This window comes from Mesorhizobium xinjiangense, assembly GCF_009749525.1.
GTDB lineage: Bacteria > Pseudomonadota > Alphaproteobacteria > Rhizobiales > Rhizobiaceae > Mangrovimarina > Mangrovimarina xinjiangensis.
Map to the genome: position 1 here is coordinate 38639 of NZ_WOAC01000024.1, position 24776 is coordinate 63414.

25 protein-coding genes and 2 tRNA genes are annotated in these 24776 nt (G+C 63.4%); 13 read left to right on the plus strand and 14 right to left on the minus strand.

The window, feature by feature from the left end:
- Positions 1-4: 4 nt before the first annotated feature.
- The 5 genes from GM909_RS21250 to modA form a co-directional block, all read right to left on the minus strand.
- The gene (locus tag GM909_RS21250; protein WP_198174339.1) at positions 5-490 is read right to left on the minus strand and encodes a MarR family winged helix-turn-helix transcriptional regulator; all 486 of its coding nucleotides are present in this window, start codon (positions 488-490) and stop codon (positions 5-7) included.
- Positions 491-656: 166 nt separating this feature from the next.
- The gene (locus GM909_RS21255) at positions 657-998 is read right to left on the minus strand and encodes a winged helix-turn-helix domain-containing protein (RefSeq protein WP_157019231.1); all 342 of its coding nucleotides are present in this window, start codon (positions 996-998) and stop codon (positions 657-659) included.
- 64 nt (positions 999-1062) lie between these two features.
- Positions 1063-2154, minus strand: a complete 1092-nt coding sequence (gene modC / locus GM909_RS21260) for a molybdenum ABC transporter ATP-binding protein (RefSeq protein ID WP_157019232.1) — start codon at positions 2152-2154, stop codon at positions 1063-1065.
- Entirely contained in the window at positions 2151-2852 is a 702-nt protein-coding gene (modB, locus tag GM909_RS21265; protein WP_157019268.1) for a molybdate ABC transporter permease subunit, read from the minus strand. The genes modC and modB overlap by 4 nt, the downstream gene beginning before the upstream one ends.
- Positions 2853-2999: 147 nt before the next feature.
- Positions 3000-3794 (minus strand): molybdate ABC transporter substrate-binding protein, encoded by a 795-nt coding sequence (gene modA, locus GM909_RS21270; RefSeq protein WP_235912007.1) that lies wholly within the window; start codon positions 3792-3794, stop codon positions 3000-3002.
- Between the two features lie 165 nt (positions 3795-3959).
- On the opposite strand from modA, the gene GM909_RS21275 reads away from it, so the two are divergent.
- From GM909_RS21275 to GM909_RS21300, 6 genes are read left to right on the plus strand one after another with little or no spacing between them, the layout of a single operon-like run.
- Positions 3960-5402, plus strand: coding sequence for a hypothetical protein (locus GM909_RS21275; protein ID WP_157019234.1), 1443 nt, complete (start codon positions 3960-3962; stop codon positions 5400-5402).
- 55 nt (positions 5403-5457) lie between these two features.
- Positions 5458-6762, plus strand: coding sequence for an ABC transporter substrate-binding protein (locus tag GM909_RS21280; protein WP_157019235.1), 1305 nt, complete (start codon positions 5458-5460; stop codon positions 6760-6762).
- Between the two features lie 28 nt (positions 6763-6790).
- On the plus strand, positions 6791-7672 hold the full coding sequence (locus tag GM909_RS21285) for a branched-chain amino acid ABC transporter permease (RefSeq protein WP_157019236.1): 882 nt from the start codon (positions 6791-6793) through the stop codon (positions 7670-7672).
- Positions 7672-8634, plus strand: a complete 963-nt coding sequence (locus tag GM909_RS21290; protein ID WP_157019237.1) for a branched-chain amino acid ABC transporter permease — start codon at positions 7672-7674, stop codon at positions 8632-8634. The genes GM909_RS21285 and GM909_RS21290 overlap by 1 nt, the downstream gene beginning before the upstream one ends.
- A complete protein-coding gene (locus GM909_RS21295) occupies positions 8622-9383 on the plus strand; it encodes an ABC transporter ATP-binding protein (protein WP_157019238.1) in 762 nt (253 codons plus the stop codon). Before GM909_RS21290 ends, GM909_RS21295 begins: the two co-directional genes overlap by 13 nt.
- On the plus strand, positions 9376-10083 hold the full coding sequence (locus GM909_RS21300; protein WP_157019239.1) for an ABC transporter ATP-binding protein: 708 nt from the start codon (positions 9376-9378) through the stop codon (positions 10081-10083). Before GM909_RS21295 ends, GM909_RS21300 begins: the two co-directional genes overlap by 8 nt.
- Before the next feature lie 16 nt (positions 10084-10099).
- Here GM909_RS21300 and pncA read toward each other — a convergent pair whose 3' ends face one another.
- Together pncA and GM909_RS21310 are read right to left on the minus strand one after the other, a co-directional pair.
- Complete coding sequence (gene pncA, locus GM909_RS21305) at positions 10100-10699, minus strand: bifunctional nicotinamidase/pyrazinamidase (RefSeq protein ID WP_157019240.1); 600 nt, start codon at positions 10697-10699, stop codon at positions 10100-10102.
- 28 nt (positions 10700-10727) lie between these two features.
- On the minus strand, positions 10728-10892 hold the full coding sequence (locus tag GM909_RS21310) for a hypothetical protein (protein WP_157019241.1): 165 nt from the start codon (positions 10890-10892) through the stop codon (positions 10728-10730).
- A 211-nt stretch (positions 10893-11103) separates the two neighbouring features.
- On the opposite strand from GM909_RS21310, the gene GM909_RS21315 reads away from it, so the two are divergent.
- Positions 11104-11931, plus strand: a complete 828-nt coding sequence (locus tag GM909_RS21315) for a ferredoxin--NADP reductase (RefSeq protein WP_157019242.1) — start codon at positions 11104-11106, stop codon at positions 11929-11931.
- Between the two features lie 374 nt (positions 11932-12305).
- Here the strand turns inward: GM909_RS21315 and GM909_RS21320 are convergent, their stop codons facing one another.
- Positions 12306-12620, minus strand: a complete 315-nt coding sequence (locus GM909_RS21320) for a YMGG-like glycine zipper-containing protein (RefSeq protein WP_157019243.1) — start codon at positions 12618-12620, stop codon at positions 12306-12308.
- Between the two features lie 439 nt (positions 12621-13059).
- Here GM909_RS21320 and GM909_RS21325 point away from each other — a divergent pair, with 439 nt between their 5' ends.
- Complete coding sequence (locus GM909_RS21325) at positions 13060-13491, plus strand: hypothetical protein (protein WP_157019244.1); 432 nt, start codon at positions 13060-13062, stop codon at positions 13489-13491.
- 82 nt (positions 13492-13573) lie between these two features.
- The gene (locus GM909_RS21330; RefSeq protein ID WP_157019245.1) at positions 13574-13954 is read left to right on the plus strand and encodes a hypothetical protein; all 381 of its coding nucleotides are present in this window, start codon (positions 13574-13576) and stop codon (positions 13952-13954) included.
- A gap of 181 nt (positions 13955-14135) precedes the next feature.
- On the opposite strand, the gene GM909_RS21335 is transcribed toward GM909_RS21330, so the two are convergent.
- Positions 14136-14210: transfer RNA gene (locus tag GM909_RS21335), tRNA-Asn, on the minus strand.
- 199 nt (positions 14211-14409) lie between these two features.
- Here GM909_RS21335 and GM909_RS21340 point away from each other — a divergent pair.
- Entirely contained in the window at positions 14410-14685 is a 276-nt protein-coding gene (locus GM909_RS21340) for a hypothetical protein (protein ID WP_157019246.1), read from the plus strand.
- Between the two features lie 70 nt (positions 14686-14755).
- Here GM909_RS21340 and GM909_RS21345 read toward each other — a convergent pair whose 3' ends face one another.
- The gene (locus GM909_RS21345; protein ID WP_157019247.1) at positions 14756-16195 is read right to left on the minus strand and encodes an amidase; all 1440 of its coding nucleotides are present in this window, start codon (positions 16193-16195) and stop codon (positions 14756-14758) included.
- Between the two features lie 336 nt (positions 16196-16531).
- Here GM909_RS21345 and GM909_RS21350 point away from each other — a divergent pair.
- From GM909_RS21350 to GM909_RS21360, 3 genes are all read left to right on the plus strand, one after another.
- Positions 16532-16605 (plus strand) — tRNA-Cys (locus GM909_RS21350).
- Between the two features lie 83 nt (positions 16606-16688).
- Positions 16689-17357: a protein-L-isoaspartate O-methyltransferase family protein gene (locus tag GM909_RS21355; RefSeq protein ID WP_157019248.1), complete on the plus strand. Its 669-nt coding sequence runs from the start codon at positions 16689-16691 to the stop codon at positions 17355-17357.
- Between the two features lie 117 nt (positions 17358-17474).
- Entirely contained in the window at positions 17475-18845 is a 1371-nt protein-coding gene (locus GM909_RS21360; RefSeq protein ID WP_157019249.1) for a TolC family outer membrane protein, read from the plus strand.
- A 62-nt stretch (positions 18846-18907) separates the two neighbouring features.
- Here GM909_RS21360 and GM909_RS21365 read toward each other — a convergent pair whose 3' ends face one another.
- From GM909_RS21365 to GM909_RS21380, 4 genes are all read right to left on the minus strand, one after another.
- Positions 18908-20239, minus strand: coding sequence for a c-type cytochrome (locus GM909_RS21365; RefSeq protein WP_157019250.1), 1332 nt, complete (start codon positions 20237-20239; stop codon positions 18908-18910).
- 12 nt (positions 20240-20251) lie between these two features.
- The gene (locus GM909_RS21370) at positions 20252-22018 is read right to left on the minus strand and encodes a GMC family oxidoreductase (protein ID WP_157019251.1); all 1767 of its coding nucleotides are present in this window, start codon (positions 22016-22018) and stop codon (positions 20252-20254) included.
- Between the two features lie 2 nt (positions 22019-22020).
- A complete protein-coding gene (locus GM909_RS21375) occupies positions 22021-22719 on the minus strand; it encodes a gluconate 2-dehydrogenase subunit 3 family protein (RefSeq protein WP_157019252.1) in 699 nt (232 codons plus the stop codon).
- Between the two features lie 360 nt (positions 22720-23079).
- The gene (locus GM909_RS21380; protein WP_407941335.1) at positions 23080-24570 is read right to left on the minus strand and encodes a DEAD/DEAH box helicase; all 1491 of its coding nucleotides are present in this window, start codon (positions 24568-24570) and stop codon (positions 23080-23082) included.
- Positions 24571-24776 lie beyond the last annotated feature (206 nt).

Consider the following 24776-nt stretch of genomic DNA (forward strand, 5'->3'; position numbering starts at 1 on the left):
GCGTCTACTCTTCGGAAACGTCCTGGCGCAGTTTTTTGAGCAGGCGCACCAGTTCCGTTCGCTCTTCTGCGGTCAGGCTGGCGCCGAGGCTTTCGTCGGTGGCGGCAATGGCCGGGATCGCCTGCTGAAGCAGATCCGCGCCCTTTTCGGTCAACCAGATCGTCTTTATGCGCCGGTCGCCCGCCATCGGCCGGCGTTCGAGAAGTCCCTCGCGCTCCAGGCGGTCGATCATGGGAACCAGGGTCGACTTGTCGAGCCCGCGGGCCTTGGCAATCAGGCTTTGCCGTGATCCGGGATTGCGCTCGACAAGGACGAGCAGCGCGAACTGTTGCGGGGTGATCCCCAATTCGTGCAGACGTTGTTCTGCAAGCCGAAAGACGGCATTGTGTGTAATGCGCAAGTGCCGGCCGATCAGGCCCGTCAGGATTCCCTGATCGAGTGTTTCCATATCAGGACCGCTATCCGACCCGTCCAGGGTATTGGTCAACATGATACCTCGAGTTTCTTGATATGAACGCGGGGACATGCGGGCGCCCCGACGCACGAACCATTAGCATAATAAGACTTGCCGGCGAAGTTGCGACAACCAACCATTGGTCCAGCATTGTTTGGACGGTCAATGGTTGTTGCGCCTACCGGTTTGACGCCGGGGGCGATCAGGATTGATCGAGGGCAGCCTGCAGGGCGGCCAGGTCGTTTGCGGCGGCTTTGCTGGCGGCCTGTTCGATGTCGCGAAACCGGGCGACGACCTGCTTGCCAAAGGAGGTCAGCCGTGTGCCGCCGCCTTGCGCCCCGCCGGCCCTGGTCTCGACCAGCGGCCTGGCGAACATCCCGTTCATCTCTTCGACCAGGTTCCAGGCGCGGCGATAGGACATGTTCATGGCGCGGCCGGCCGCCGATATCGAGCCATGATGGGCGATATGTTCGAGCAGGGCAATCTTGCCCGGACCGATGCGGCCTTCCGGGTCGAGATTGATGCGCAAGCTGATGGACGGCAAGCCGACTTCTCCGGTTATCTTGGGATGGTGCGGGCATGACGCCTGGCGGTCAAGAGAGCGATGGTCAAGAGAGCGATGGGCCGCCCGGTTCAAGCGCGACGCCCTTGACGACGGCGAAGACGGGCTTGCCGACCTTGAGGTCGAGGGCCGCGCCCGAGTGGCGCGTGATGCGCGCCGCGATCGATACGCCGTTGCACTCGACCCTGACATCGATCGACGGACCGTGGCCGTTGCCGATCTCGGCGACGACGCCGGCAAGGATGTTGAGCGCGCTGAGGCCATCGGGGCGCTGCGTCGCAACGAGCACGTCACGCGCGCGAATGCGCACGCGCACCGGCCGACCGACGCGTCCTGCCGACCCGGCGACACGGATTGATCCCAGCGGCGAGGCGAGCCGGCTCAGGCCGTCCTCGCCGCCGTCATGCTCGACGACGGCATCGACGACGCTGCCCGTCTCGTGCCGTTCAAATCCACCCAAAGCGCCGAGCCGCGGCAACAACTCGTCCAATGGTCCGGCCGCCGCCGCACGGCCGGCCGAAAGCACCACGAGGTAATCCGCCAGCCGGGCGACTTCGCCGACCGAATGGCTGACATGGACGATGGGCACGCGCGTCTCGTCGCGCAGCCGTTCCAGGTAGGGCATGATTTCGGCCTTGCGCGCATCGTCGAGCGAGGCCAGCGGTTCGTCGAGCAAGAGCAATGCCGGGTTCGACAGCAGCGCCCGGCCGATGGCGACACGCTGGCGCTCGCCGCCCGAAAGCCCGCCCGGCCGGCGCGCCAGAAGGTGGCCGACGCCGAGCATCGCAACGATGTCGTCGAATTCGACCGAATGGCTGCGTTGGCGCGAAAACCATCGCCCATAAAGCAGGTTCTGCCGGACGGTGAGATGCGGAAACAGCCGGGCGTCCTGGAAGACATAGCCGACACGGCGGCGATGCCGCGGGACGAAGATGCGTTTCGACGTATCGACCAGCACCGTGCCGCCGACGGCGATGCGGCCCGTGTCGGGACGCGCCAGCCCGGCGATCAGGTTGACGGCCGAGGTCTTGCCTGCGCCGGACGGCCCGAACAGTGCGGTGACCTTGCCGGAACTGGCGAAGGAGAGATCGAGTTCGAACTTGCCCAACCGCTTGCTGACGTCGACCTCGATGGTCATGGCGCATGCAGCCTTCTATTGGCGCGCTGCGCCATCCACTCCGACAGGAGGAGCGCCGTCATCGATATGACGACCGACACGAGCGTCAGGCGCAGCGCCCCGAGATCGCCGCCCGGAACCTGGGTGAAGGTGTAGATCGCCGAGGGCAGGGTCTGGGTCTCGCCCGGTATGTTGGAGACGAAGGTGATCGTTGCCCCGAACTCGCCCATGGCTTTGGCGAAGGACAGGATCATGCCGGCGATGATGCCGGGCACGGAGAGCGGCAAGGTCACGGTCAGGAAGACCCAGGCCGCGTTTGCGCCGAGCGTGCCGGCGGCGTCCTCGATGCGCCGGTCGATCGCCTCGATGGAAAGGCGTATCGCGCGCACCATCAGCGGAAAGCCCATGATCGCGCAGGCGAGCGCCGCGCCCGTCCAGCGGAAGGCGAAAACGAGCCCGAAATGCTCCGCCAGAAAGGCGCCGATCGGCCCGCGCGTGCCGAAGGTCAACAAGAGCAGATAGCCGGTGACGACGGGCGGCAGGACAAGCGGCAGGTGCACCAGCCCGTTGAGCAGGGCCTTGCCCCAGAACTGCCCGCGCGCCAGCAGCAGCGCGATAGCGATGCCGAGCGGCAGGCTCCAGACCATTGCCCAGAATGCCACCTTGATGCTCAGGCGCACCGCCTGCCATTCCTCGCCGCTCAATTGCATCCAGTCCATCGCGCCGCGCCTTTTAGCGCGCATATCTTTGCTTCAAACGGCAACGTTTGAAGCAAAGATATGCGCGCCAGATCAATATGTTGGAGCATGTACCTTTCGCTCAAACGATTCCGTTTGAGCGGGACATGCTCCAGGTGACGATTCGCATCAGTTCGACTGCGCGGGCATGATGACCGTAAAGCCCTGGCGTTCAAAGGCCGCGATTGCTGGCGGTGATGACAGGAAGGCCATGAACGCCTCGGCTCGCGGATTTTTCGAGGCGGCGAGGATGGCGGCGGGATAGACGATCGGGGGGTGGCTTTCGTCGGGGAAGGTGCCGACGATCCTGACGGCCGTGTCGGCGGCGGCATCGGTACGGTAGACGATGCCGAGCGGCGCTTCGCCGGTCGAAACCAGCTTCAGGGCGGCCCGGACGTTTTCGGCTTGCGCGATCTCGGTGCGGATATCGTCCCACACGCCCAGAAATTCGAGCGCCGCCTTGCCGTAGATGCCGGCGGGAACGGCATCGGCCTGGGCCATTGCAAGGCGGCCGCCGGCGAGCTTCTCTTTCAGGGCAAAGCCCGGCGCGATGGTCAGGGTAACGTCGGAACCGGCCGGGGCGATCAGCGCGAGGCTGTTGCCCAGAAGGCGCGTCTCGCTGCCGCGACGGGTCAGGTCATTGCCGGAGAGATGCTGCATCCAATCGAGATTGGCCGAGATGAAGATGTCGGCGGGCGCGCCCTGCTCGATCTGCCGGGCAAGCGCGGAACTGCCGGCATAGGAGATTGCGGCGGGCTCTCCGGTCTTATCGGCCCAGGCCGCGTTGATCTCGTCGAGCGCGTTTTTCAGGCTCGCGGCGGCAAAGACGACCAGCCTATCGTCCGCCCGCGCGGCCGGTGCAGAAATGCCGATGGCGAGCGCGGCCAATGCGAGCCATGCAAGGAAGATGCGGCGTGCAGTCATGATGTCGGACATCCCGGTGCAGCGAGTTGGATCGGTTGAGACGCTATATACAACCATGCATAACACTCGAATAGGGGCCGGGAAAGGCATTTGCCGAGCGCGCCACTTTCATGCGAGCGCCGGCCGTGCAAATTTCCTCGTCGCGATGATTGGGGGCAGGGCGGTATGGCGCTGGCGGTTCGAATTGGGCGAAGGCTGTCGTTGTCGTGGCAGGGCGGACTTGCCGCGTCGCTCGTCATGGCCGTTTCGACGCAGCCCGCTCTGGCGCATGCGGCCGAACGCGGCTTTGTGTTGCTGCTTCCGACCGGCCACTACCGGCTCGGCGGCGCGCTCGCCGTCCTGGCGAGCTTTCTCCTGCTGGCATTCGTGCCGCCGCGCGCGCTGGCGGAGCAGGCGCGCCGGGCGCTTGTCGTTGGGCGCTGTCGTGCGGATGGCCGCGTCACGGCCAGCCTGCTCGCCTTCCTGTGGCTCGTGTTTCTCATTCTGACGGGCTGGTTCGGCAGTCCCGACCCGCTTTCCAACCCCTTGCCGCTCTTCTTCTGGTCGATCTTCTGGATCGGATTGACGATCGCACAGGGGCTGATCGGCAATCTGTGGGCATGGCTCAATCCGTGGACCAGTCCGCACAGCCTCTTCGTCCGGGCGACGGGATGGCGGACACCTTTTGCCTGGGCGCTGAACCGGCTGGGCTACTGGCCGGCGCTGGCCGGCTTTTTCGCCTTTGCCTGGTTCGAGCTGGTCTATCCGGCGCCGGACGATCCGCGACGTCTTGCGCTCGTGGTCGGCACCTATTGGCTCTTCACATTTTTCGCCATGCTGGTCTTCGGGCCGAAATGGCTGGCGCGCGGCGAATGCATCTCGGTCTTCTTATCGTTCGTGTCACGCATGGCGCCCTTGGCCTGCGACACGGGCAGGGCGACCGGGACGACGCTGTCGCTGCGTTGGCCCGGGGCGCGTCTGGTCGAGAAGGGGCTGCCGTTCAGCGGGGCGTTATTCGTACTCTTCGCGCTCGCTGCCGTCTCCTTCGACGGCCTGATGCATACATTCACCTGGTTCGGCCTCAACGGTCTCAATCCGCTCGAATTTCCGGGCCGCTCGGCCGTCATCGGCGTCAACAGCATCGGATTGCTTGTCTTTTTCACGCTTTTGGCGGTGGTCTTCTTCCTCGCCGTCGACGTGGGCGAGCGCCTTGCCGGCGGCACGGTGTCAACCGCAGAGGCCGCGGGCCGCCTCGTTCTCACCCTCGTTCCGATCGCGCTCGCCTATCATTTCGCCCATTATCTGGGCGCCTTGCTGGTCAGCGGCCAATATGCGCTGGCTGCAATCTCCGATCCCTTCGCCACCGGCCTCGATCTCTTCGGCACGGCCGACATGCCGATCGTTGCCGCGGTCACGTCGGGCGCCGATGCGGCCTGGATCGTGTGGAACCTGCAGGCCGCGGCAATCGTGGCAGGCCATATCCTTGCCGTGGCCGTCGCCCATGTCGCCGCCTATGAGCGCGAGCGCGACGCGCGCCACGCCGTCGTCAGCCAGTTGCCGCTGGCTCTCCTCATGGTCGCCTATACCGTGTTCGGCCTTTGGCTTTTATCGACTCCGTCGGTTGCCTGAACGCCCTCGCTTGCCTATGCGTAAGCGGCCGCAATTCTATCGCAAGGGAACGGGCATGATTGACGCGACTTCGAACAACCGCTCCAACCGCAACGGTCTGAGCCGGCGAACGGCGCTCAAGGGCATCGGCGCCGCGGCCGGGCTGATGGCAGGGCCCGGATTCGTCCGCTATGCAGGGGCGCAAACGTCCGCTCCCATCCGCATCGGTTTCCAGGCGCACCGCACGGGCATCGGCGCGGCGTATGGGCGTTGGTACGAGCGCACGACCAACGCCGCCGTCAAGGCCATCAACGCCGCCGGCGGCATCAACGGCCGTCCTTTGGAAATCGTCGTCGAGGACGACGGCACCGATCCCAAGCGTGGCGCCGAGGTGGTCGAGAAGTTCGCCAACCAGCACAAGGTCGACTTGGTCTTCGGCACCTTGTTCAGCCATGTCGTCGTCGGCTCGGCGCCGACGGCCGGCGAATTGAAGATGCCCTATTACGTGGTCAGCGAGGGCTATCACGTCGCCTCGGGCAAGCTGAACCGCTATGTCGTCCAACCGGGCATCACCGATGTGCGCTCTCAGGTTACCTCGATGGCGCCATGGGTTTCGTCCAATCTCGGCAGGAAGGCGACCATGATCTTCCCGGACTATGCCTTCGGCCACGACCACCGCGACTTCTTCACCGCCGCCATGAAGGCGCAGGGTGCCGAGGTGATCGCGCAAGTGGCGATCCCGCCGACCGAAAGCTCCTTCACGCGCTATTTTCCGCAGATCCCGCGCGAGACGGAGGTGCTCTACCACGTCATGGTGGGTCCCGCGGTGCTGACCTTCGTCAAGGAACTGGGCGAGTTCTACGGTTCGAACAGGCCCGAGATCTTCGGTTTCATCGATTCGCTCGAAGCCGTCGATATGGCGAGCCCGGGACTGGAATTCCTCGAAGGCACCTATTTCTGGGAAGGCATGCCGCGCTACCTGCAGGCTGACGTCGGCGATGCCGAACGAGCCTATCGCGACGCCGTCGGCATCGACGAAAACGGTGCGTCGAAGGACGACCCTCAGGACGTGTCGACCGCCGCCCATATGTTCGGCTGCTGGGAAACGCTCTATGTCATCAAGGCCGCCATGGAGGCGGTCGACTACAAGGGGCCGCAGGACCGGGCCAAGGTGATCGAGGCGACCGAGGCGATGACGGAATTTCCCGCGGGGCTTGAGCATCCCCAGGGACGCAAGATCTTCAACGGCAAGATCCACCAATGCTTCGGTCACCAGAACATCTCTCTGGTCAAGGACGGCAGGCTCGAGGTCATCCACCGCACGGCGATCGAGGACGGGATGTACCAGCCGGAAGCCGATTACACCTCGATGTCGTTCTAGCTGACGCCATCAGCCGGGAAGACGACGTATGGCCTTCGGTCCCTATCTGCTCCTGGCCACGCTGGAAGGCCTTGTGACGGCGGCCGTGTTGTCGCTGACGGCGCTCGGCCTGTCGCTCGTCTTCGGCGTCATGCGCATCGTCAATGTCGCCCATGGCGAGTTCTTCATGCTCGGTGCCGTGCTCGCCTGGTTCTTCTCCACCCTGGTCACGGGCCATCCGGCCCTCGGCTTCCTGCTGGCCCTGGTGCTCAGTCCGCTTGTCGTTGGAGCGGTGGCGCTGGTGAGCGAAAGGCTGGTCCTGCGCCGTCTCGACTACAATCCCGAAGCCACCATCGTCGCCACGATCGGCCTGCTCTACATCATCCAGCAGATTGTCCTGACGGTCTACGGCCCGGAAGCGCGACCCGTCGTTGCGCCTTTCGATGTCCGCATCGCGCTGCCCTGGTTCGGCTATTCCGGCTACAAGCTCGCCGTCATCGCCGCCTCGGTGCTGGTCATTGCGGCCACATGGTTCCTGCTCACCAAGACCCGGATCGGTCTCGTCATGCGCGCCACCCAATATGACCGCGAGACGGCGCAGAATTTCGGCATTCCGGTCGACCGCGTCTATGCCGGCGTCTTCGCGCTCGGCGCGGCATTGGCCGCGATCGCCGCCGTTCTCGTCGTTCCGATCCAGCAGGCGCACTATCTCATGGGGCTCGACCCGCTGCTCCTGTCCTTCATCGTCGTCATCATCGGCGGCCTCGGCTCGCTGCGCGGCACGGTCGTTGCGGCCCTCCTGATCGGACTGTCAGACGGCATCATCTCGGTCTTCTTCTCACCGACGCTGGCCAAGATGATCGCCACGCTGCTGGTCGCCATGGTGCTCGTCTTCCGCCCGCAGGGGCTCTTCGGCACGGCTGCGCGGTGATGGCGGACAAGACGGCAATGCGCAGCCTGCTTCTGCATGTGGCGGTCATCGGCGTCCTGCTCGCCTTGAACTTTGTTCTGCCGGAATATCACCGCGGGGTGTTCTCACGCATCCTGGTGCTGGCCGTCTTCGCCATGGGCTACAATCTGCTCTTCGGCTATTGCGGCCTCTTGAGCCTCGGCCATGCCATGTTCTTCGCCGCCGGGCTCTACGGCGCCGGGCTGACGGTCTATCATCTCGATTGGGGCGTAGCCGCCGGTTTCGCCGCCGGCATCATGGCCGGCGCGACATTGGCGCTCGCCATCGGCCTGTTGGCATTGCGCACCACCGGCGTCGCCTTCATGATCGTGACATTGATGTTTTCGCAGGTGTTCTACCTGACGACGCTTTACTTCACCACGTGGACGCGGGGCGAGGAGGGGCTGGTGCTGCGCCAGGACGTGCGCCAACTCGGCCTGGGTGGCGTGAGCCTTGACCTTAGCGATCCGGCGACACGTTATTTCGTCGCGCTGGCGCTGTTTGCGGTCGTGCTCTTCGCCACGCTGGCCATCGCCCGCGCGCCGTTGGGGCGCGTGCTGGTGGCGATCCGCGAGAACGAGGAGCGCACGCGCATGCTGGGCTATGACGTCTTCGCCAACAAGCTGGCGGCGGTCGTCCTGTCGGGCCTGTTCTGCGCCGCGGCGGGCGCAGCCTACGCGCTTCTGTTCGGCTATGTCGGATCGAGCTTCGCCGCGATCCAGTATTCCATCCTGCCGCTCCTGTGGGTGCTTCTGGGCGGGGCGGCAACGACGCTCGGGCCGCTCGTCGGCACGCTCTTCATGTTCTATGTGATCGACATAGCCTCGGGCTTCACCTCGGCCTATATGCTGGTCGTCGGCGTTGCCCTCATTGTGCTGGTGCTCTTCTTCCCCAGGGGCATCGTCGGCGCGATCCGGGAAAGGTGGCTGCCATGGCTGCCGTAAAGCCGCTTCTCGCCGTCCGCGACGTCCACAAATCCTTTGACGGGCTGACGGCGGTGGACGGCGTCGACTTCGATCTGCCGGCCGGCGAGATCCGTGCCATCATCGGCCCCAACGGCGCCGGCAAGACCACCTTCGTCAATCTGGTCTGCGGGCGGGTGATGCCCGATTCCGGGCAGGTCCTGTTTGCCGGCGAAGACATAACCCATCTGCCGGCCCACGCACGCGTCAGGCGCGGCATCGCCTACACCTTTCAGATCACCAGCGTCTTTACCCAGCTCTCCGTCTACGACAATGTCGCCCTTTCCGTGCAGCGCACCCTGATCGATCACAAGGAGCGAGGGGAAAGCCGCTTTTCTGCGGCCGATCTGCGCCGCGGCGTCGACCATGCGCTGGAGCGGGTTGGGCTTTCCGATCGCAGCGCCATGCCGGCGGGCGAACTCGCCTACGGCCACCAGCGCCTTCTGGAACTGGCGATGGGCCTGGCGTTGAAGCCGCGCCTGCTGATCCTCGACGAGCCGACCCAGGGATTGTCGGACAGCGAGATCGAAGGCTTTGGCGTCCTCGTGCGGGAGATCGCAGCAGACGCGACCGTGCTCCTGATCGAGCACAACATGCCCGTCGTCATGGCACTCGCCCACCGCATCACCGTCATGGACCAGGGCAGGGTGCTGGCCGAAGGGTCACCCGACGAAATCCGGGCAAACGCCGACGTCCAGCACGCCTATCTGGGGGTGTCCGGCGATGCCTGACGCACTGAAGATAAACGCCATCAACTGCTTCTACGGAAACGTTCAGGTCCTGCGCGATTTGTCGATCGACTTGCGCAAGGGTGAGGTGCTGTGCCTGCTCGGGCGAAACGGCGCCGGCAAGACGACGACGCTGAAGGCGGTGATGGGCCTGGTGAAGGTGCGCGGCGGCTCCATCATGCTGGGCGACACCGACCTTGCGCGGCTGGCGCCGCACGAGGTGCCGAAGGCGGGCGTGGCTTATGTGCCGCAGGGCCGCCGCCTGTTCTCGGATCTCACCGTCGCCGAAAACATCGAGATCGGCCTGATGGCGCGCGGCAAGGGCAGGGCGGTGCGCGACGAGGTGCTGGACCTCTTTCCGGTTCTGCGCCAGCGGCTCGGCCAGCGTTCGGGCACGCTTTCGGGCGGCGAACAGCAGATGCTCGCCATGGCGCGGGCACTGTGCATCGAGCCGGCTATCCTGCTGCTGGACGAGCCGACCGAAGGGCTGATGCCGGCGATGATCGCCCGCATCCGTGAAACCGTGGCTGAATTGCGCCGGCGCGGCGTCTCGACGATCCTCGTCGAACAGCGCGTCGACGCCGTTCTGCCCGTGGCCGATCGCGTGGCCTTCATCGAAAACGGCCGCAATCGCCGCACACTCGACGTCGAGGAATTGCGCGCCGATCCCGATGCCATTCACCGCTATGTGGGCGTGGGGTAGCGCGGTCGCCGCGGGATCAGGCCAGCACCACGCCGGCCTCTTGCATCTTTTGCCGCATCGCGGCGAGCGAGCCGGCAAGGTCGATGGCGCGGCAGCCCGCCTCCACGACCGTCACCGCAAAACCGGCCCTTGCCGCGTCGATGGCGGAATAGGCGACGCAGAAATCGGTCGCCAGGCCAACCATCGTCAAATCGGTGATGCCGCGCTCGCGCAGATAGCCGATAAGCCCGGTCGGTGTCGTATGGTCGTTCTCGAAGAAGGCCGAATAGCTGTCGATGTCGGGCCGGAAACCCTTGCGGATGACAAGCTCGGCCTGGGTCCAATCGAGGTCCGGGTGAAAGGCCGCCCCGTCGGTGCCCTGCACGCAATGGTCGGGCCACAGCGTCTGCTCGCCATAGGGCATGGCGACGCTGTCGAAGGAGCTCTTGCCGGAATGCTCGGAGGCAAAGCTTGAATGGCCCGCCGGGTGCCAGTCCTGCGTCAGGATGACATGCTCGGCGTCAGCGATCATCCGGTTGACCAGCGGCACGATCTCGTGACCGCCTTCGACCGCCAACGCGCCCCCAGGGCAGAAATCGTTTTGCAGGTCGATGACGACAAGGGCCTTTTCGCTCAACTCCGTCTCCTTCCAATCGGCGCGCGCCTCAACGCATTGCCGGGCGATGGTGGCCCACAAGCGGCTTGTTTGACAAGGCGGTCATGCCGCCGTTCAGCCGTCCGGTGCGTTTGTGTCGGGAGGCATCGAAACGGCATTTGAAATCGGCACTGGGGGCACCAATATTTGACTTTGCGGCCATTTTCTCATTCATACGCAATTTCCGGAACGGACGGCCTGCCAAGCCGCAGCAATTTGGAATGGCTCTCTACGTTGCCGTCTTGACCCGATAAGCGGCTGTATAATAATAGTTTTTATCGACAGGGTGGATTGGCCGCGCGTGTCGGTTAGAAGCTCTCATCGTACTGGCCGTTCGGTATCACGGGCGGCTTTCAACACCACAGGCCACAATAGGATTGCAACTGATGACCTCAGTCGCCGCCAATTCCAACGCCAAAGCCGAGGCCCCGCGCTTCCCGATCCCGGCCAATGTCTATGCCGAGACCGTGACGTCGGTGACCCATTATACGGACCGGCTGTTTTCCTTCCGCATCACGCGGCCGCAGACTTTCCGGTTCCGCTCCGGCGAGTTCGTAATGATCGGCCTGCCGAATGCCGAAAAGCCCGTCTTCCGCGCCTATTCGATCGCAAGCCCGGCCTGGGACGAGGAACTGGAATTCTATTCGATCAAGGTGCCCGACGGCCCGCTGACCCAGCATCTGCAGCAGATCGAGCCGGGCGACACGGTGCTTTTGCGCCAGAAGGCAACGGGCACGCTGGTCACCGACGCGCTGACGCCGGCCAAGCGGCTCTACATGATCGCCACCGGCACGGGCATCGCCCCGTTTGCCAGCCTGATCCGCGATCCGGACACCTACGACAAGTTCGAGCAGATCATCGTCACCAACACCTGTCGCGGCAATGCCGAGCTCGCCTATGGCGACCAGCTTATCAAGGCGCTCGGCGAGGACCCGCTGATCGGCGAACTGACGGACGGCCGCATCAGCTATTTCAGCTCGACGACGCGCGACGAATCGCCTCAAACGGGCCGCATCACGTCGCTGATCGAGAACGGCGGGCTGTTCGAGGCGCTCGGCGCCGAGTCTTTCGACCGCGCCAACGATCGCGTGATGATCTGCGGCTCGCTCGACATGATCCATGATGTCAGCGAGTTGGTGAAGGCGGCCGGTCTCGAAGAGGGATCGAACGCCAAGCCGGCCGATTTCGTCGTCGAACGCGCATTCGTCGGCTGAGTCGCGGAAGCATTTGCCGCAAGGGCGAATGCCGCCTTCGGCTGAGATTTCTTCAGTTGCCGATCTGTTCAGCGATCGCGCGCCTCTCACGGGCGCGCAATTGATCTATTGAGCGCGCCTTGCGGTGCGCCTTTGCGAAATCGTGCAGATGCAATCCCGATTCGCTCCCCCGTCCATGCGTCCTGCATGGACGGGGGGAATGGTGCCGATGCCCGAAGTTGCCAGATTGCGTGGGAGATACGCTTTTCGAGAATCGCTACCATCCGCCCGAAAGATGAATGAGTTCCAGCTCGGAACATATTCCGCGATCACGGAAATATGGCGGTCGGGACACCCATGCCGGCATCCCGCCCGAAACTCGTTCCTTGTCGCCCTCAATAGTTGCCGTTGTAATAGCGCTCGTCGCACGGGGCCGTGTAGATCGAGCCGTCGGGGCGCTGATAGCGGCAGAGTTCTTCGCCTCGGCGCGGCGTCGTGGCCTGGCCGACTGCGGCGCCCAGGATCGCGCCGCCGGCCGCGCCGATCAGCGTGCTCTTGGTGTCCCGGCCGATGGCCTGTCCGGCAAGTGCGCCGGCGCCGGCGCCAAGCAGTGCTCCGGTGCCCGCGCGCTGCTCGGATTCGGTGGCGCAGCCGGCAAGGGCCAATGCGGCGATGACTGCCGAAGCAAATGTGAACTGACGTATCTGCATGGTCGATGCTCTCCGTTTGAAGCCCCGGGTTCGCCTGCGGTTACAATAGGGCGGAATAAAGATCGGGGAAATGATCGCCGGCCAAAATGTCCGTTCGCCTCCTTGGGTCTGCGGCAGCGAGAAGCAGGACCACTGATGGGAGCAAAAAAGTGGACGCGGCGACGGTGTTGCCTTCCACCCGCCCCAAAAACCCTCGTGGGACGGATGCCGCCGCGTCCTGCGAACCAGTAAATGACGAACCGCTGCAGCGGACAAAATGACTTCATGTGTCAAGCGGAAACAGGGTGAGGCCACGCATGTTGCCGTTCCGCAGTATGGCGACGATAACGGGGCAACCGTGAGCAGACTGGAGCCTGCAATTCGGCAGGTTACCATCGACGGCAGGTGTGCTATTCTCGAAATGTAACGAAATGAAACACATCGTTAAGAGGAGGAACGCATGCCTGAAACAAATGGTCTCTCGCAACGTTGGGAGCAATATCGCCCTACAAAGTCAGTCTGGCTATGGTCGGTCGTCGGCGCTGCTGTCGCCACGGTTCTGATCGGCTTCACGGCCGGTGGATGGACGACCGGTGGCTCGGCCAAGCTCATGGCCGCGCAATCTGCGCGCGACGCAAAGGCAGAACTTGCCGCAACCTTCTGTGTCGAACGCTTTGTCACCGCAGATGGGGCAGACAAGCATTTCGCCGAACTGAAGGAGGCGTCCAGTTGGCAGCGGGACGATTTCATCGAAGACGGCGGTTGGGTGAAGTTTGCCGGAATTGAAGATGCGATTCCGGGTGCGTCGGAGCGTTGTGCCGGCGAGATCGCGGCCATGGACGAATTGCCGGTGAAACAAGTGGAGGCCCCGGCTCAGCCCTCCGAAGGGTAGACAAGGGCCGATATTGACTTACGGTGCATGGGCACATGACAACTGCGACCGATGCATCGATGCGGGAGGCTCAGGACGGAAGATGAACACTGCTTGCGTTCTGAGTTCGCTTGTTGCAGCCACGATATCCGTGGCAGGCACCGTCCCGGCCGTGGCCGACACCCAGATGTGGGTGGCTGCCGAAGACCTCGAGCGCCACACCTGCCCATCGGCAGAGTGTGGCGTAGTCGGACGGTTCTACTTCAAGGAACGGGTATTTGTTTACGAGACCATGAAGGGATGGTCCCGCGTTTCTCCTTACCAGGCTGCCGGTTGTTATGACGGACGGTCTTCATACGTTGAGGTCGGTCGTAGCGAATGCACAATTGCGAACGGCATCGACGAGGGCGAATTCGCCGAATGGGTCAGAACGGAGAACCTGTCGAAAGAGCAGCCCGAAAAGCCGTATGAGGTGCACGGATAGTGTTCAGTCGGTGCGGCACCCGGTCCGGGCCGACCGATACAACCGCTATTAGCGCGCGTTTGCTTCAGACGGAATCGTTTGAAGCAAAGATATGCGCGCCAGATCAATATGCTGGAAGGCTGGGAATTGCTTCCTGCCAACGACGAATTTTCAATGAAAGCAACGCTTTAGATATAGAAAGTGGCTCCCCGGGCCGGATTCGAACCAGCGACCAACCGGTTAACAGCCGGTTGCTCTACCGCTGAGCTACCGGGGAAAGCCCGCTCTCGCGAAGTGGGGTGCCTATAGCAAACCCTGTTTGGATTTGCCAAGCATGTTTTCACATTTTTTGACGCAGTTCGTTTGCGTGGTCTCGAAATCTCCTCAGCTTACCCGCATATAGCCGCACCGCTGGAACTGTGTTCCGGCTCCAGCGTAGTGTCAGGACGCATGGCAGATACAGTCAGGATTTTCCCATGGCAGCACAGCCGGGCCGCGACGACGACGCGGCGCCCACGATTACCGTCTTCGGACGCACGTTCAGACTGCCGCGCTCGCGCGGGCTGCGCGTGGGACTCGGGGTGATGCTGATTGTCCTCGGCATTTTCGGTTTCCTGCCGGTGCTCGGTTTCTGGATGATTCCGCTGGGCCTGCTGGTGCTCTCCTACGAGTTCCACCTCGTGCGCAGGATGCGTCGGCGCGGCATCGTCCATTGGGAGCGCCGCAAGGGGCGCCGCAAGAGGCGAGATTGATGCTGCCGGCCGCGCACGAGACGCATTTCGCGAGTGCTGTGCGAGCACGGCCGGTGCGCCCACTATGCCTTCAAGGCGTTGCCTCATCCCTGAAATCGGGGAACGCGTCACCGGAATAAAGCGGTGTGGCGACGCTTGAATATGACGAGGCAAGCTGAAAGGCGCTCAGATCGTCGAGTGTGTCGGAGACGATCTGCATGCCCATCGGCATGTTCTGCGGGCCGATGCCGATCGGCGCATTCACGACGGGATAGTGGCCGAGCAGGTTCCAGGGCCATGTCAGCGCAAAGCTCAGGCCCTTGACCTTTTCCTCGCCGATCGTGACGGTGTCCTCATGCGGATGCAAGCCGTGTTCTGCGGGGATCAAGGGGGTCGCCAGGGTGGGCATCACGAGGGCCTTGAAGCCCCGCGTGAAGACTTTGTCTTGCACCGATCGATGATACTTGCTCAACAGCTCGTCCGTCGCCACCGCGCCTTGCGGGCCAAGCTTGTCGCGGACGCGATCCAGGATTGAGCGGACATAGGGCGTCAGTTGGTCCTGCGCCTGATCCGCCGTCGCCAGCATGCCGCCCATGCTGGTCGAAAACAGACCCACGAGGTAGGTCTCCATATCGGACGACTGGAACCCGAGATCCACGACCTCGACATTCGCGCCCAATGTCTTCAGATGCGCCAGCGCGGCGTCCATCGCCTTGCTGACGGCCGGGTCGATCGGCGTCATGCTGGTGCCCGGATCGTAGGCGATCTTCCATCCTTCTATGGGTGCGTATGTCGAGGGGAATTCCAGCCGCGGCCGTAGCGAAGAGTGAACGGCGGGATGCGGCCCGACCATGGCATTGGTGAACAGATTGAGATCGTCGAAGGTCCTGGCGAGCGGGCCCTCGGTCTCATAGGGCACCTCGCTGGTCGGGATCCGCCCGAAAGGTGCCTTGAAGCCGTAGAGACCGCATAGCGAGGACGGGATGCGGATCGAGCCGCCCATGTCCGAGCCGAGCGCCAGTGTCGTGAAGCCGGCAGCCAGTGCAGAGCACGATCCGCCCGATGATCCGCCCGGCGTATAGGCGAGGTTCCACGGGTTGCGCGTCACTCCCCACAGGCGTGTCACCGTGGTCATCCAGGAATAGACTTCCGGGATAGTGGTCTGGATGTGAAAGACGACGCCGGTCTGCCGCAGACGTTCGATCACCGGGTTGTCGGCCTTGTCGGGCGGGGCATTTTCCAACAGGAGAGAGCCCATGGTCGTGACCCAGCCCTTGACCTCATATTCGTCCTTCACCGCAACGGTGATTCCTTCCAGGGAGCGCGGGTTCTTGTCCTTGTAGCGCTTGTCCGATTCCTGCGCTGCCGCGCGGGCCTCGTCGAAATGACGGTAGGTGATGCAATTGACCTTGTCGTTGAGTTCTTCGATCCGCTTGATCTGCGCCTCCAGCACATCCGAGGGAGCAAGGTCTCCGTCCCGGAAGCGCTTCAGCAATTCGGTTGCGGGCAGATAGGTCGGATCTGCGGCCACGGCAACTTTGGCTGGTGGCCTAGCAGGTGATTATCGCAGGTTGCGGATTGCCTGCCGAGGTTGAAATCCCCGTCAACCGGCACGGCTTGTCGGCAGTGCTGGCTGCGGCGGGGCTTCCCGACAGGAAAACGCCCCCGCGGGGCCAATCATAAGCAGCGGCACCCCTGAGAAAGCGTATCATCCAAGCCACAGCCGCTAACCCTTTTGGCAAATGTTTGCCGCTTGGGCCTTGCGGCCCGAAAAAAGAACGCCTATTCAGAACGCGCAAAGGCGGTGATTCAGATTTGAATTTGGGCCGTCGGGCAAGCGACTGATCTGAATGCGTTTTTTTGGCTTGGCCTCGTGGCGGAGTGGTTACGCAGAGGACTGCAAATCCTTCTACCCCGGTTCGATTCCGGGCGAGGCCTCCAGCATTTGATTGTGTCGCACGGGAGCGGGTACGCTTGGCTCCAACGAGACTGATGCCGCATTGCGGCAAGCACGGGCAGACGGAATGAACGCTGATTTTGCTGCGCAGCGCATGAAAATGGTCGAGGGCCAGCTGCGGACCACGGATGTCACGAATGTGGACGTCCTGGAGGCGTTCGCGTCCGTCCCGCGCGAGGCGTTTGTATTCTCTCGGCGCCGCGATCTGGCCTATATCGACGAGGATATCGATATCTCTCCGCCGAACGGGCCGGGTCGTTTCCTGATGGAACCGTCTCCTCTTGCCAAGTTGCTTCAATTGGCTGAAATCGGCCATGATGACGTGGTTCTCGATGTCGGCGTGGGTACGGGCTATTCAAGCGCCATCCTGTCGCGTGTCGCCGGTTCGGTGATCGCTTTGGAGAGCGACGAGACCCTTGCCAAAAGCGCCGCCGATACGCTTTCGGAACTGGGCTATGACAATGTTGCGGTCGTCAATGGAGATTTGACGATCGGTTGTGCCGCCGAAGCTCCATATGACGTCATCATATTGCAAGGTGCTGTCGATGAGGTTCCGGCAGCTTTGATGGATCAGTTGAAGGAGGGTGGCCGCCTCGTTGCCGTCGAGGGTGTCGGCAATGCCGGGGTGGCGCGGCTTTATGTCAGGAAGGACGGGCTTGTGGCCAGTCGGCGCGGATTCAATGCGGCCATCAGGCCGTTGCCGGGATTTCAGCGCCAGCCGGCATTCGAGTTCTGACAGGTTGCAAGAGCAAGGCCGTGCCGTCATTGTGGCGCCAGACGTCGGAATGGGGCCAAATCAGGTGGGAAACCTGCATCGCGTGTTTGATGCAGAGTAAAGTGGAGAGGTAGGTCCGTGGCATCCATACGTAAAAGATTGCTGGCCGCAGTCGCATTGACTGCCGTCTCGATCATGCCGGCCATTGCCCACGCCGAAACGATCCTCGGGGCTTTGGGGAAGGCATACGAGCACAATTCCAGCTTGAATTCGGCGCGCGCCGGCGTGCGGGTGACCGATGAAAGCGTGGCGATCGCCAAGTCGGGATACCGCCCGACCGTCAACGGCGTGGGGACGATCAACTACAGTTCGAGCGACGGCACACGCCTGACGACGGGGTCCTTCGGCGTCGAGATCAATCAGATGCTGTTCGACGGCTTTCAGACCAAGAACAATGTGCGCGCGGCCGAGGCGCGCGTGCGCGCTTCGGTGGAAAGCCTGCGCAACACCGAGCAGAACACGCTGTTCGATGCCGCATCGGCTTATATGGACGTGATCCGGGATCGGCAGATCGCCGTGCTGCGCGAACGCAACCTGGCGTTCCTCCAGGAGCAGGTTCGCGCCGCGCAATCGCGCTTCGAAGTGGGCGAGGGGACCCGCACCGACGTCGCCCAGTCCGAGGCCAGCCGTGCTGCGGCGATCGCCACGCTGGCGGCGGCGCGCGCCAACACCAGCTCCAGCGAAGCGATATACCAGCAGGTGATCGGCGACGCGCCGAACCAGCTCGCATCCGCGGCGGCGCAAGCCAACAAGCTGCCGGGCAGCCTTGCCGCAGCCGAGTCCATCGCGTCGGCCGAGCATCCGGCAATCATTGCGACGCAGCATCTGGTCGATGCGGCCGACTTCGATGTCAGGGTGACGGAAGGGGCGCTGCTTCCCGGAGTGACGGCCAGGGCGGGCGTGTCGCGCGACTACCGCAACACGGTTCCCGAGACCTTCGCCTCGGATGACGGCACGTCCAATTCCGCCAGTATCGGCGCGACTCTGTCGGTGCCGATCTATCAGGGCGGCCGCGTGTCGGCGCAGGTGCGCCAGTCGAAGGAAACGCTCGGTCAGGCCCGCATCGAGGTCGACGTGACCCGCGACAATGTTCGCGCCGCGGTGACATCCGCCTGGACGCAGTATGTGGCGTCGCAGGAGCAACTCGCTTCGACCAGAGAAGCCGTCGCGGCGGCGCAGTTGGCCCTCGACGGCGTCATCGAAGAACGCAATGTCGGCCAGCGCACGACGCTCGACGTCCTCGATTCGCAGGCCGATCTGATCGACGCGCAGGTTGCGGTTGCCAATTCGGAGCGCAACGTCGTGGTTGCGAGCTACGCGATCCTGTCGGCCATTGGCCGGCTCAGCGTGCGCACGCTCGGCCTCCAGGTGGCGCAGCACCGCCCCGAGGAGCATTACAACGCCGTCAAGGACAAATGGTACGGCCTGCGCACGCCCGACGGGCGCTGATGTAAACCCGGAGCGGATGTCGCTCCGGGCTCATTTTCCAAAATCAAACGTCTTTTCCGAAATCAGGACCGTGGATCCTGCGGTCGGCCGGCATTCCCTCTGCGCCTGGCGACGTCGTCTGCCGTCACGGCACCGGCTTCGTTCGACCACGCGCTCCGCACGAAGGTGGCGAGTGCGGCCACTTCCTCGTCGGACAGGCGATGGCCAAAATCGGGCATCGCGAGATCGGCCGGACGGCTTTGGGTCGAGGGCAGCCGCGATCCGTTGAGAATCACGTCGATGACGCCGGCCGTCTGTGACGCGTTGACCAGCGAATTGCCGTCGAGTTCTGGAAAGACCCCGTCGGCGCCCCTTCCGTCGGTGAAGTGGCAGGCATTGCAATTGTCGAGATAGAGCCTCGGACCGAGTTCCATCGCCGGGTCGGCCGATGCAAGAAGTTCGGTCGTCGCTTCGGCGTCTGCATCGGGCTCCGGCTGCGTTCCGTCGCCGCCGCCACCACCGATATGGCGAAGATAGGCCACGATGGCGTCGAGATCGTCCTCGCTGGCGTATTGCATCGAATGCGCGATGACCAGCGACATCTCGCCCGTCACCGCGGACCGGTCGTTGCGCCCGGAGGCGAGATAGGCCTTCAGTTGCTCCGCGCTCCAGGTCTGAGGGGCCGAATTCGGCCCGCGCAAATCCGGAGCAGACCATCCGCCGATCGCGCCGCCAGTGAGGAAGGTTGCATCCTCGCCGGTCGTGGCCGCCTGGGCGAAGATCGCGTTGCGCGGGGTATGGCAGGCGCCGCAATGGCCGAGCGTTTCGACCAGATACGCGCCGCGGTCGAGGACCGGATCGTCGTAGCGGGGCGTGAAGCCGGGTGCCGAAAGCGCGGCCCAGTCCCAGACGCGAATACCCCAGCGCTGGTCGAACGGGAAGTCGAGCTTGGTCGTTTCACCCTCGCTGGCGACAGGCTCGACCTCGTTCATGAAGAAGCCGTAGAGGACACGGATATCCTGTTCGGACAGCTTGCGGTAGTTGTCGTACGGCATTGCGGGATAGAGATGCGTGCCATCTCGGCGCACACCGTCATTAAGCACGGCGCGAAACTCATCGAGCGTATAGCCTCCGATGCCGACGTCAGGATCGGGCGTGATATTGGTCGACCAGATCGTGCCAAAAGGGCTTTCTATCGCGCGCCCGCCGGCGAAAGGCTCGCCGCCTTCGGCCGTGTGGCAGGCCGCACAGTCGGCCAGCCGCATGGTATATTCGCCCTGTCCGGCAGGCACTTCGTAATTCGCGGCCAGTTGGTCGTTCGGCGGTGTCTTGCGGATGGGCAGGAAGGCGATTGCCGCAACGGCAACCAGGCCGAGAACGATCAGACCCGCGACGATCCTGAGAAACGTCTTCATGGCTGCGCCTCCTCAGATCAGCGGCCGTGGATTTGGCAGGTATTGCGTGCGGATCGCCTCCGCCGACCAGTAGGCCAGCGCGCCCACCACGCCGGTCGGGTTGTATTGGATATTCTGCGGAAAGGCGTTGGCACCCATGACGAAGACGTTGTGAACGTCCCAGCTCTGCAGATAGCGATTGAGCGCCGAACTGGTCGGATCCGTTCCCATGATCGCGCCGCCCACATTGTGCGTGGTCTGATAGGGGCGCACGTCATACATGGCACCGTCCGCCTTGTAGCCGGATGCCATGATGTCGGGATTCATGCTCTCGGCAATCGGCTCGATCTTCGATTTCATGAACTGCGTCATGCGGATGTCGTTCGGCTTCCAGTTGAACGTCATGCGCAGGAGCGGGCGCCCGAAGCGGTCCTGATAGGTCGGATCGAGATCGAGATAGGTGTCGCGATAGGCCATGTTCGATCCGTGCGAGCCGATCGACATCGAATGGCCGTACCATTCCTTCGTCGCCTTTTTCCAATCCCCGCCCCAGCCGGGCGTGTCCGGTGGCAACCGCATGGATCGAATGGGCTGACCGTTTGTCGTGCCCGACGAGATATAGCTTCCGCCGATGAAGCCCTCGGCGGCGAAGTCGATCTGGTTGATGGCGAAATCGTCGATCACCATGCCGTTCGAGCCGGCGCCGACGAACGGATTGAATTCCACGTCCTTGAAGAACAGCGAAGTGCCGCCATTCATCTGGTAGGCGTAGTTCTTGCCCATCACGCCTTCGCCGGTGATCGGATCATAAGGTTGCCCGATGCCCGACAGCAGCATGAGATGCACATTGTGCAGCTGATAGGCCGCCAGGATCACCAGATCGGCCGGCTGGAAGACTTCTTCGCCCTCGGCCGTGACATAGGTGACGCCGGTCGCTGTCCTTCCATCCCGGGCGAGTTCGACCCGCAGCACTTCCGAGTTCACCTTGTATTCGAAATTCGGCTTGCGTTTCAGCGCCGCCATCACACAGGTCTGCGGGGATGATTTGGAATAGTTGAGACAGCCGAACCGCTCGCAAAAGCCGCAGAAATTGCACGGCCCGAGCTGCATTCCATAGGGGTTGGTGTAGGCCTGCGAGGCATTCGCCGCCGGGCGCGGAAAGGGATGGTAGCCCATGGCGCGCGCCGCCTCCGCGAACATCAGCGCATCGACGGTCTGCGGCAGAGGCGGCATGGGAAAATCACCCGACCGCGGCGCCTCGAAGGGATTGCCGCCTTCGACGACCTCGCCGTTGATATTGCCGGCCTGACCGGCGATGCCCGCCACCTTCTCGAAGCGGTCGAAATAGGGCTCGAGCTCGGCGTAGTCCACGCCCCAGTCCTGCAGCGTCATCTCCTCGGGAATGATCTCGGCCCCGAAGGTCTCCTCGACATAGGAGCGCAGGCGCAACTCCTCCGCCATCGGCCGCCATGTATGGCCGTTCCAGTGCACGCCGGCTCCGCCGACGCCGTCGCCCGGCAGGAAGGAACCGAGCGAGCGGTAGGGCAGGGCGGTCTCTTCGAGCGTGCGGCGGATGGTGAGGGTGGAGTTGCGCGGCCTCTGCATGAAGCCGTAGCGAATGGCGTATTTCAGCTCGTCCGCAACGTCGGGATATTTGAAATCCGGCACGGTGTCGCGGTCGGGGCCGCGCTCCAGTGCGAGGACCTCCAGCCCCTCCTCGCACAACTCCATGCCGAGTATGGACCCCGTCCAGCCGAGCCCAACGATCACGACATCCTTCTTTTTCGCTGTCGTGGCCATGGCTAAGCCCTCTCGCCGGCGATGCTGACGGGGCCGAGCGGGTAGGCTCGTTCAATCCCAACCCATTCCAGAAAGCTCGCGCGGGCCCCGGGAAAGCCGATATGGACCCAGGCCGCCATGCCGTGATTGCCGCCATATTTCGGATCGGCAAAGTAGCCTTCCTTGGTGTTTTGCAGCAAAAGTCCGAAGAAGCTGGCGCCCTGCGTCGAGGACAGCGTCAACTCGCCGTTTTCCAATGCGGTGAGCACGGCATTCTGGGTTTCGGCCTCGAGTTCGGCGAAGGGCGCCCCGTGCTCCTCAGAACACCAGTCGTCCAGTTCGGCGATCGCGGCCCGGTAGACTTCGGCCGGATTGAGCGGTGATTGATAGCCAAGCTGGGCCGGCGCGGCGGGGTCGTGCGGACCGTCCATGTACCAGTCCGCCGCAATGCCGAAATCACCGGCAAGTTGCAGGTCGATGAAGACCGGAACGCGGGCCTCGATCGCACCGGGGCCGTCGCCCTCGGAAGGGATCAGCCGTGCCGTGGCAGCCAGTATGAAGGCCCATTCCTGAGCGCTGAAATAGGTCGGCTCATATTCGTCGAGCGGAACGGCAGGCGCGGACTGCGCCCATGCGGGATGTGTGATCGCCGAAAGCGCTGCGCCCGCGGCCGCGCTCTGGAGAAGTTGGCGGCGTGTCGTCTTGAAAGCGCTGGTGCTCATGCTGGCTCCCTGGCTGGCATTGGTCAAGCAACGATCAGGCGCCCCCCTGCGGCGAGACCCTCACTCAAGCATTGGTGGGTCCTTCGACGCAGTTCATTCAATTTCGATTATATGCCGAATTCCACCTCTGACAACCTTTGGTAGTTGATCCAGTGATGCACAGCGTGAAACGAGATCAGATCGCTGTCGATGATGCTGATGGTTGGCGGGACAAGCGTCCGCGGCGCATCGGTCAGCGATACGGGATCGATTCTGGTAAAGTACGATGCAATGCGGAGACCGACACCATTCGGCGCCGCAACTGGGCGCCGAATGGGTCGCAGATGCATAACGCGCTCGGCCGGAGACCGAGAGCGATAATCAGGCGGCCTTGTTCGCCTTGCGCTTGCCGGTGAACCGGCGCTTGCCCTTGTGCGGCGGCTTGCGGTGCTGCCGGTTTTCGCCCGCTGCGTCCTTGCCGCCTGCGCGCGCATGGGCCGGGGCAGAAGGCTTGCGGTCGTGGCGCCGACGCTCACCCGATTTGTGCCGCGGCGCGTCGCCGTCTCCAGCGCGGGCGGGAGCAAGCGGCCGAGGTGCGGGGTCCGGCTCTGCGGTACGATCGTCGGTGACGTCGATCTTTTGCCGAATGATACGTTCCACCTGGCGCAGCTTTGATCGCTCACCGGGATCGCACAGCGTGATGGCTGTTCCTTCGGCGCCGTTGCGGCCGGTTCGTCCGATGCGATGGACGTAGGTCTCCGCCTCGTCGGGCAGGTCGTAATTCACCACATGGCTGATGCCGGGCACGTCGATGCCGCGGGCCGCGATGTCCGTTGCCACCAGGATGCGCAGCGAACCGTCGCGAAAGCTCGTAAGCGCTCGCTGCCGGGCATTCTGGGACTTGTTGCCGTGAATGGCCGCGGCGGCAAAGCCGTCCTGCTCAAGCTGGCGCGTTACCTTGTCGGCGCCATGCTTGGTGCGGGCGAAGACGATGACCTGCGTCATCGCCGGGTCGGCCAGCAGCCCTGCCAGAACGTCGCGCTTCTGGCGGGTGCGGGCTAGGATCAGGTTCTGGCGGATCTCGGCAGCGGTCGTTGCCTGTTGCGCGACGGAAACACGCACAGGATTGCGCATCAGCCCAAGGGCAAGCGTTTCGATTTCCTTCGGCATGGTGGCCGAGAACAGTGCGACTTGACGTGAGGCATGCGTTGCTTTCGACAAGCGCTTGACATCATTAATGAAGCCCATGTCGAGCATACGGTCGGCCTCATCCAGAACCAGCCAGCGCGTCTCACCCAGGCGGACGTCGCCGGCGCGCACCAGATCGGTCAGCCGGCCGGGCGTGGCAATCAGTATGTCGACGCCCTGCCTGAGCCGCTTGACCTGGCTGAAGCGGGAGACCCCACCCAGAACCAGCGCCGTGGCGATATGCGCGCCCTTGGCGAGTTGCTTGATAGCATCGTCGATCTGCACCGCCAGTTCGCGCGTCGGCACGAGGATGAGCGCATGGGCGCATTTCGGTGTCCGCCTGGCGCCGAGCGCCATGATCCTTGACAGGATCGGCAGAGCGAAGGCGGCCGTCTTGCCCGACCCGGTCTGGGCGATGCCGAGCACGTCGCGGCCCTCGAGAAACGGTGGAATGGCCTGGGCCTGAATGGGTTTCGGTTCGGCAAAGCCGGCGGCGGACACTGTCTTTAAGAGCGAGCCGGCGATGCCGAGCTCGGCAAAGGTGCTGCCGGTGGCGTTTGAATTATCGATTGTCAAAATTCTTCTTCTTTCAGCGGCGATGGCCGCAACGATTGCGCGGCGGGGCGCAACCCGCCGGACGGAAATATGTGATTTGCGACAAGGCGGCGCATCTCCGCAGGAGATACGATCGGCTGCGCTGTCGTGCCCAGCGGCCTCATGCCGCGGGACTCTTTCTCCGTCTGCCGACTATTCGGGAAGGGGAGAGACTAGACGCAACCAGTCCCGTTCAAGGGGAAAGCCGGCGAGCCCGGCCTAAGCGCCTGGAGCGGCATATGGCGGTGTTCGGGCGCAATTGCAAGCAAATTCATGCTGCGGCGCAAAATGAGACA

Excerpts from the sequence above, each read along its gene's own strand:
- GM909_RS21250 (WP_198174339.1), bottom strand. The coding sequence starts at position 490 with ATGTTGACCAATACCCTGGACGGGTCGGATAGCGGTCCTGATATGGAA.
- modC (WP_157019232.1), bottom strand. The coding sequence starts at position 2,154 with ATGACCATCGAGGTCGACGTCAGCAAGCGGTTGGGCAAGTTCGAACTC.
- modB (WP_157019268.1), bottom strand. The coding sequence starts at position 2,852 with ATGGACTGGATGCAATTGAGCGGCGAGGAATGGCAGGCGGTGCGCCTG.
- modA (WP_235912007.1), bottom strand. The coding sequence starts at position 3,794 with ATGACTGCACGCCGCATCTTCCTTGCATGGCTCGCATTGGCCGCGCTC.
- GM909_RS21275 (WP_157019234.1), top strand. The coding sequence starts at position 3,960 with ATGGCGCTGGCGGTTCGAATTGGGCGAAGGCTGTCGTTGTCGTGGCAG.
- GM909_RS21280 (WP_157019235.1), top strand. The coding sequence starts at position 5,458 with ATGATTGACGCGACTTCGAACAACCGCTCCAACCGCAACGGTCTGAGC.
- GM909_RS21285 (WP_157019236.1), top strand. The coding sequence starts at position 6,791 with ATGGCCTTCGGTCCCTATCTGCTCCTGGCCACGCTGGAAGGCCTTGTG.
- GM909_RS21290 (WP_157019237.1), top strand. The coding sequence starts at position 7,672 with ATGGCGGACAAGACGGCAATGCGCAGCCTGCTTCTGCATGTGGCGGTC.
- GM909_RS21295 (WP_157019238.1), top strand. The coding sequence starts at position 8,622 with ATGGCTGCCGTAAAGCCGCTTCTCGCCGTCCGCGACGTCCACAAATCC.
- GM909_RS21300 (WP_157019239.1), top strand. The coding sequence starts at position 9,376 with ATGCCTGACGCACTGAAGATAAACGCCATCAACTGCTTCTACGGAAAC.
- GM909_RS21310 (WP_157019241.1), bottom strand. The coding sequence starts at position 10,892 with ATGAATGAGAAAATGGCCGCAAAGTCAAATATTGGTGCCCCCAGTGCC.
- GM909_RS21315 (WP_157019242.1), top strand. The coding sequence starts at position 11,104 with ATGACCTCAGTCGCCGCCAATTCCAACGCCAAAGCCGAGGCCCCGCGC.
- GM909_RS21320 (WP_157019243.1), bottom strand. The coding sequence starts at position 12,620 with ATGCAGATACGTCAGTTCACATTTGCTTCGGCAGTCATCGCCGCATTG.
- GM909_RS21325 (WP_157019244.1), top strand. The coding sequence starts at position 13,060 with ATGCCTGAAACAAATGGTCTCTCGCAACGTTGGGAGCAATATCGCCCT.
- GM909_RS21330 (WP_157019245.1), top strand. The coding sequence starts at position 13,574 with ATGAACACTGCTTGCGTTCTGAGTTCGCTTGTTGCAGCCACGATATCC.
- GM909_RS21340 (WP_157019246.1), top strand. The coding sequence starts at position 14,410 with ATGGCAGCACAGCCGGGCCGCGACGACGACGCGGCGCCCACGATTACC.
- GM909_RS21355 (WP_157019248.1), top strand. The coding sequence starts at position 16,689 with ATGAACGCTGATTTTGCTGCGCAGCGCATGAAAATGGTCGAGGGCCAG.
- GM909_RS21365 (WP_157019250.1), bottom strand. The coding sequence starts at position 20,239 with ATGAAGACGTTTCTCAGGATCGTCGCGGGTCTGATCGTTCTCGGCCTG.
- GM909_RS21370 (WP_157019251.1), bottom strand. The coding sequence starts at position 22,018 with ATGGCCACGACAGCGAAAAAGAAGGATGTCGTGATCGTTGGGCTCGGC.
- GM909_RS21375 (WP_157019252.1), bottom strand. The coding sequence starts at position 22,719 with ATGAGCACCAGCGCTTTCAAGACGACACGCCGCCAACTTCTCCAGAGC.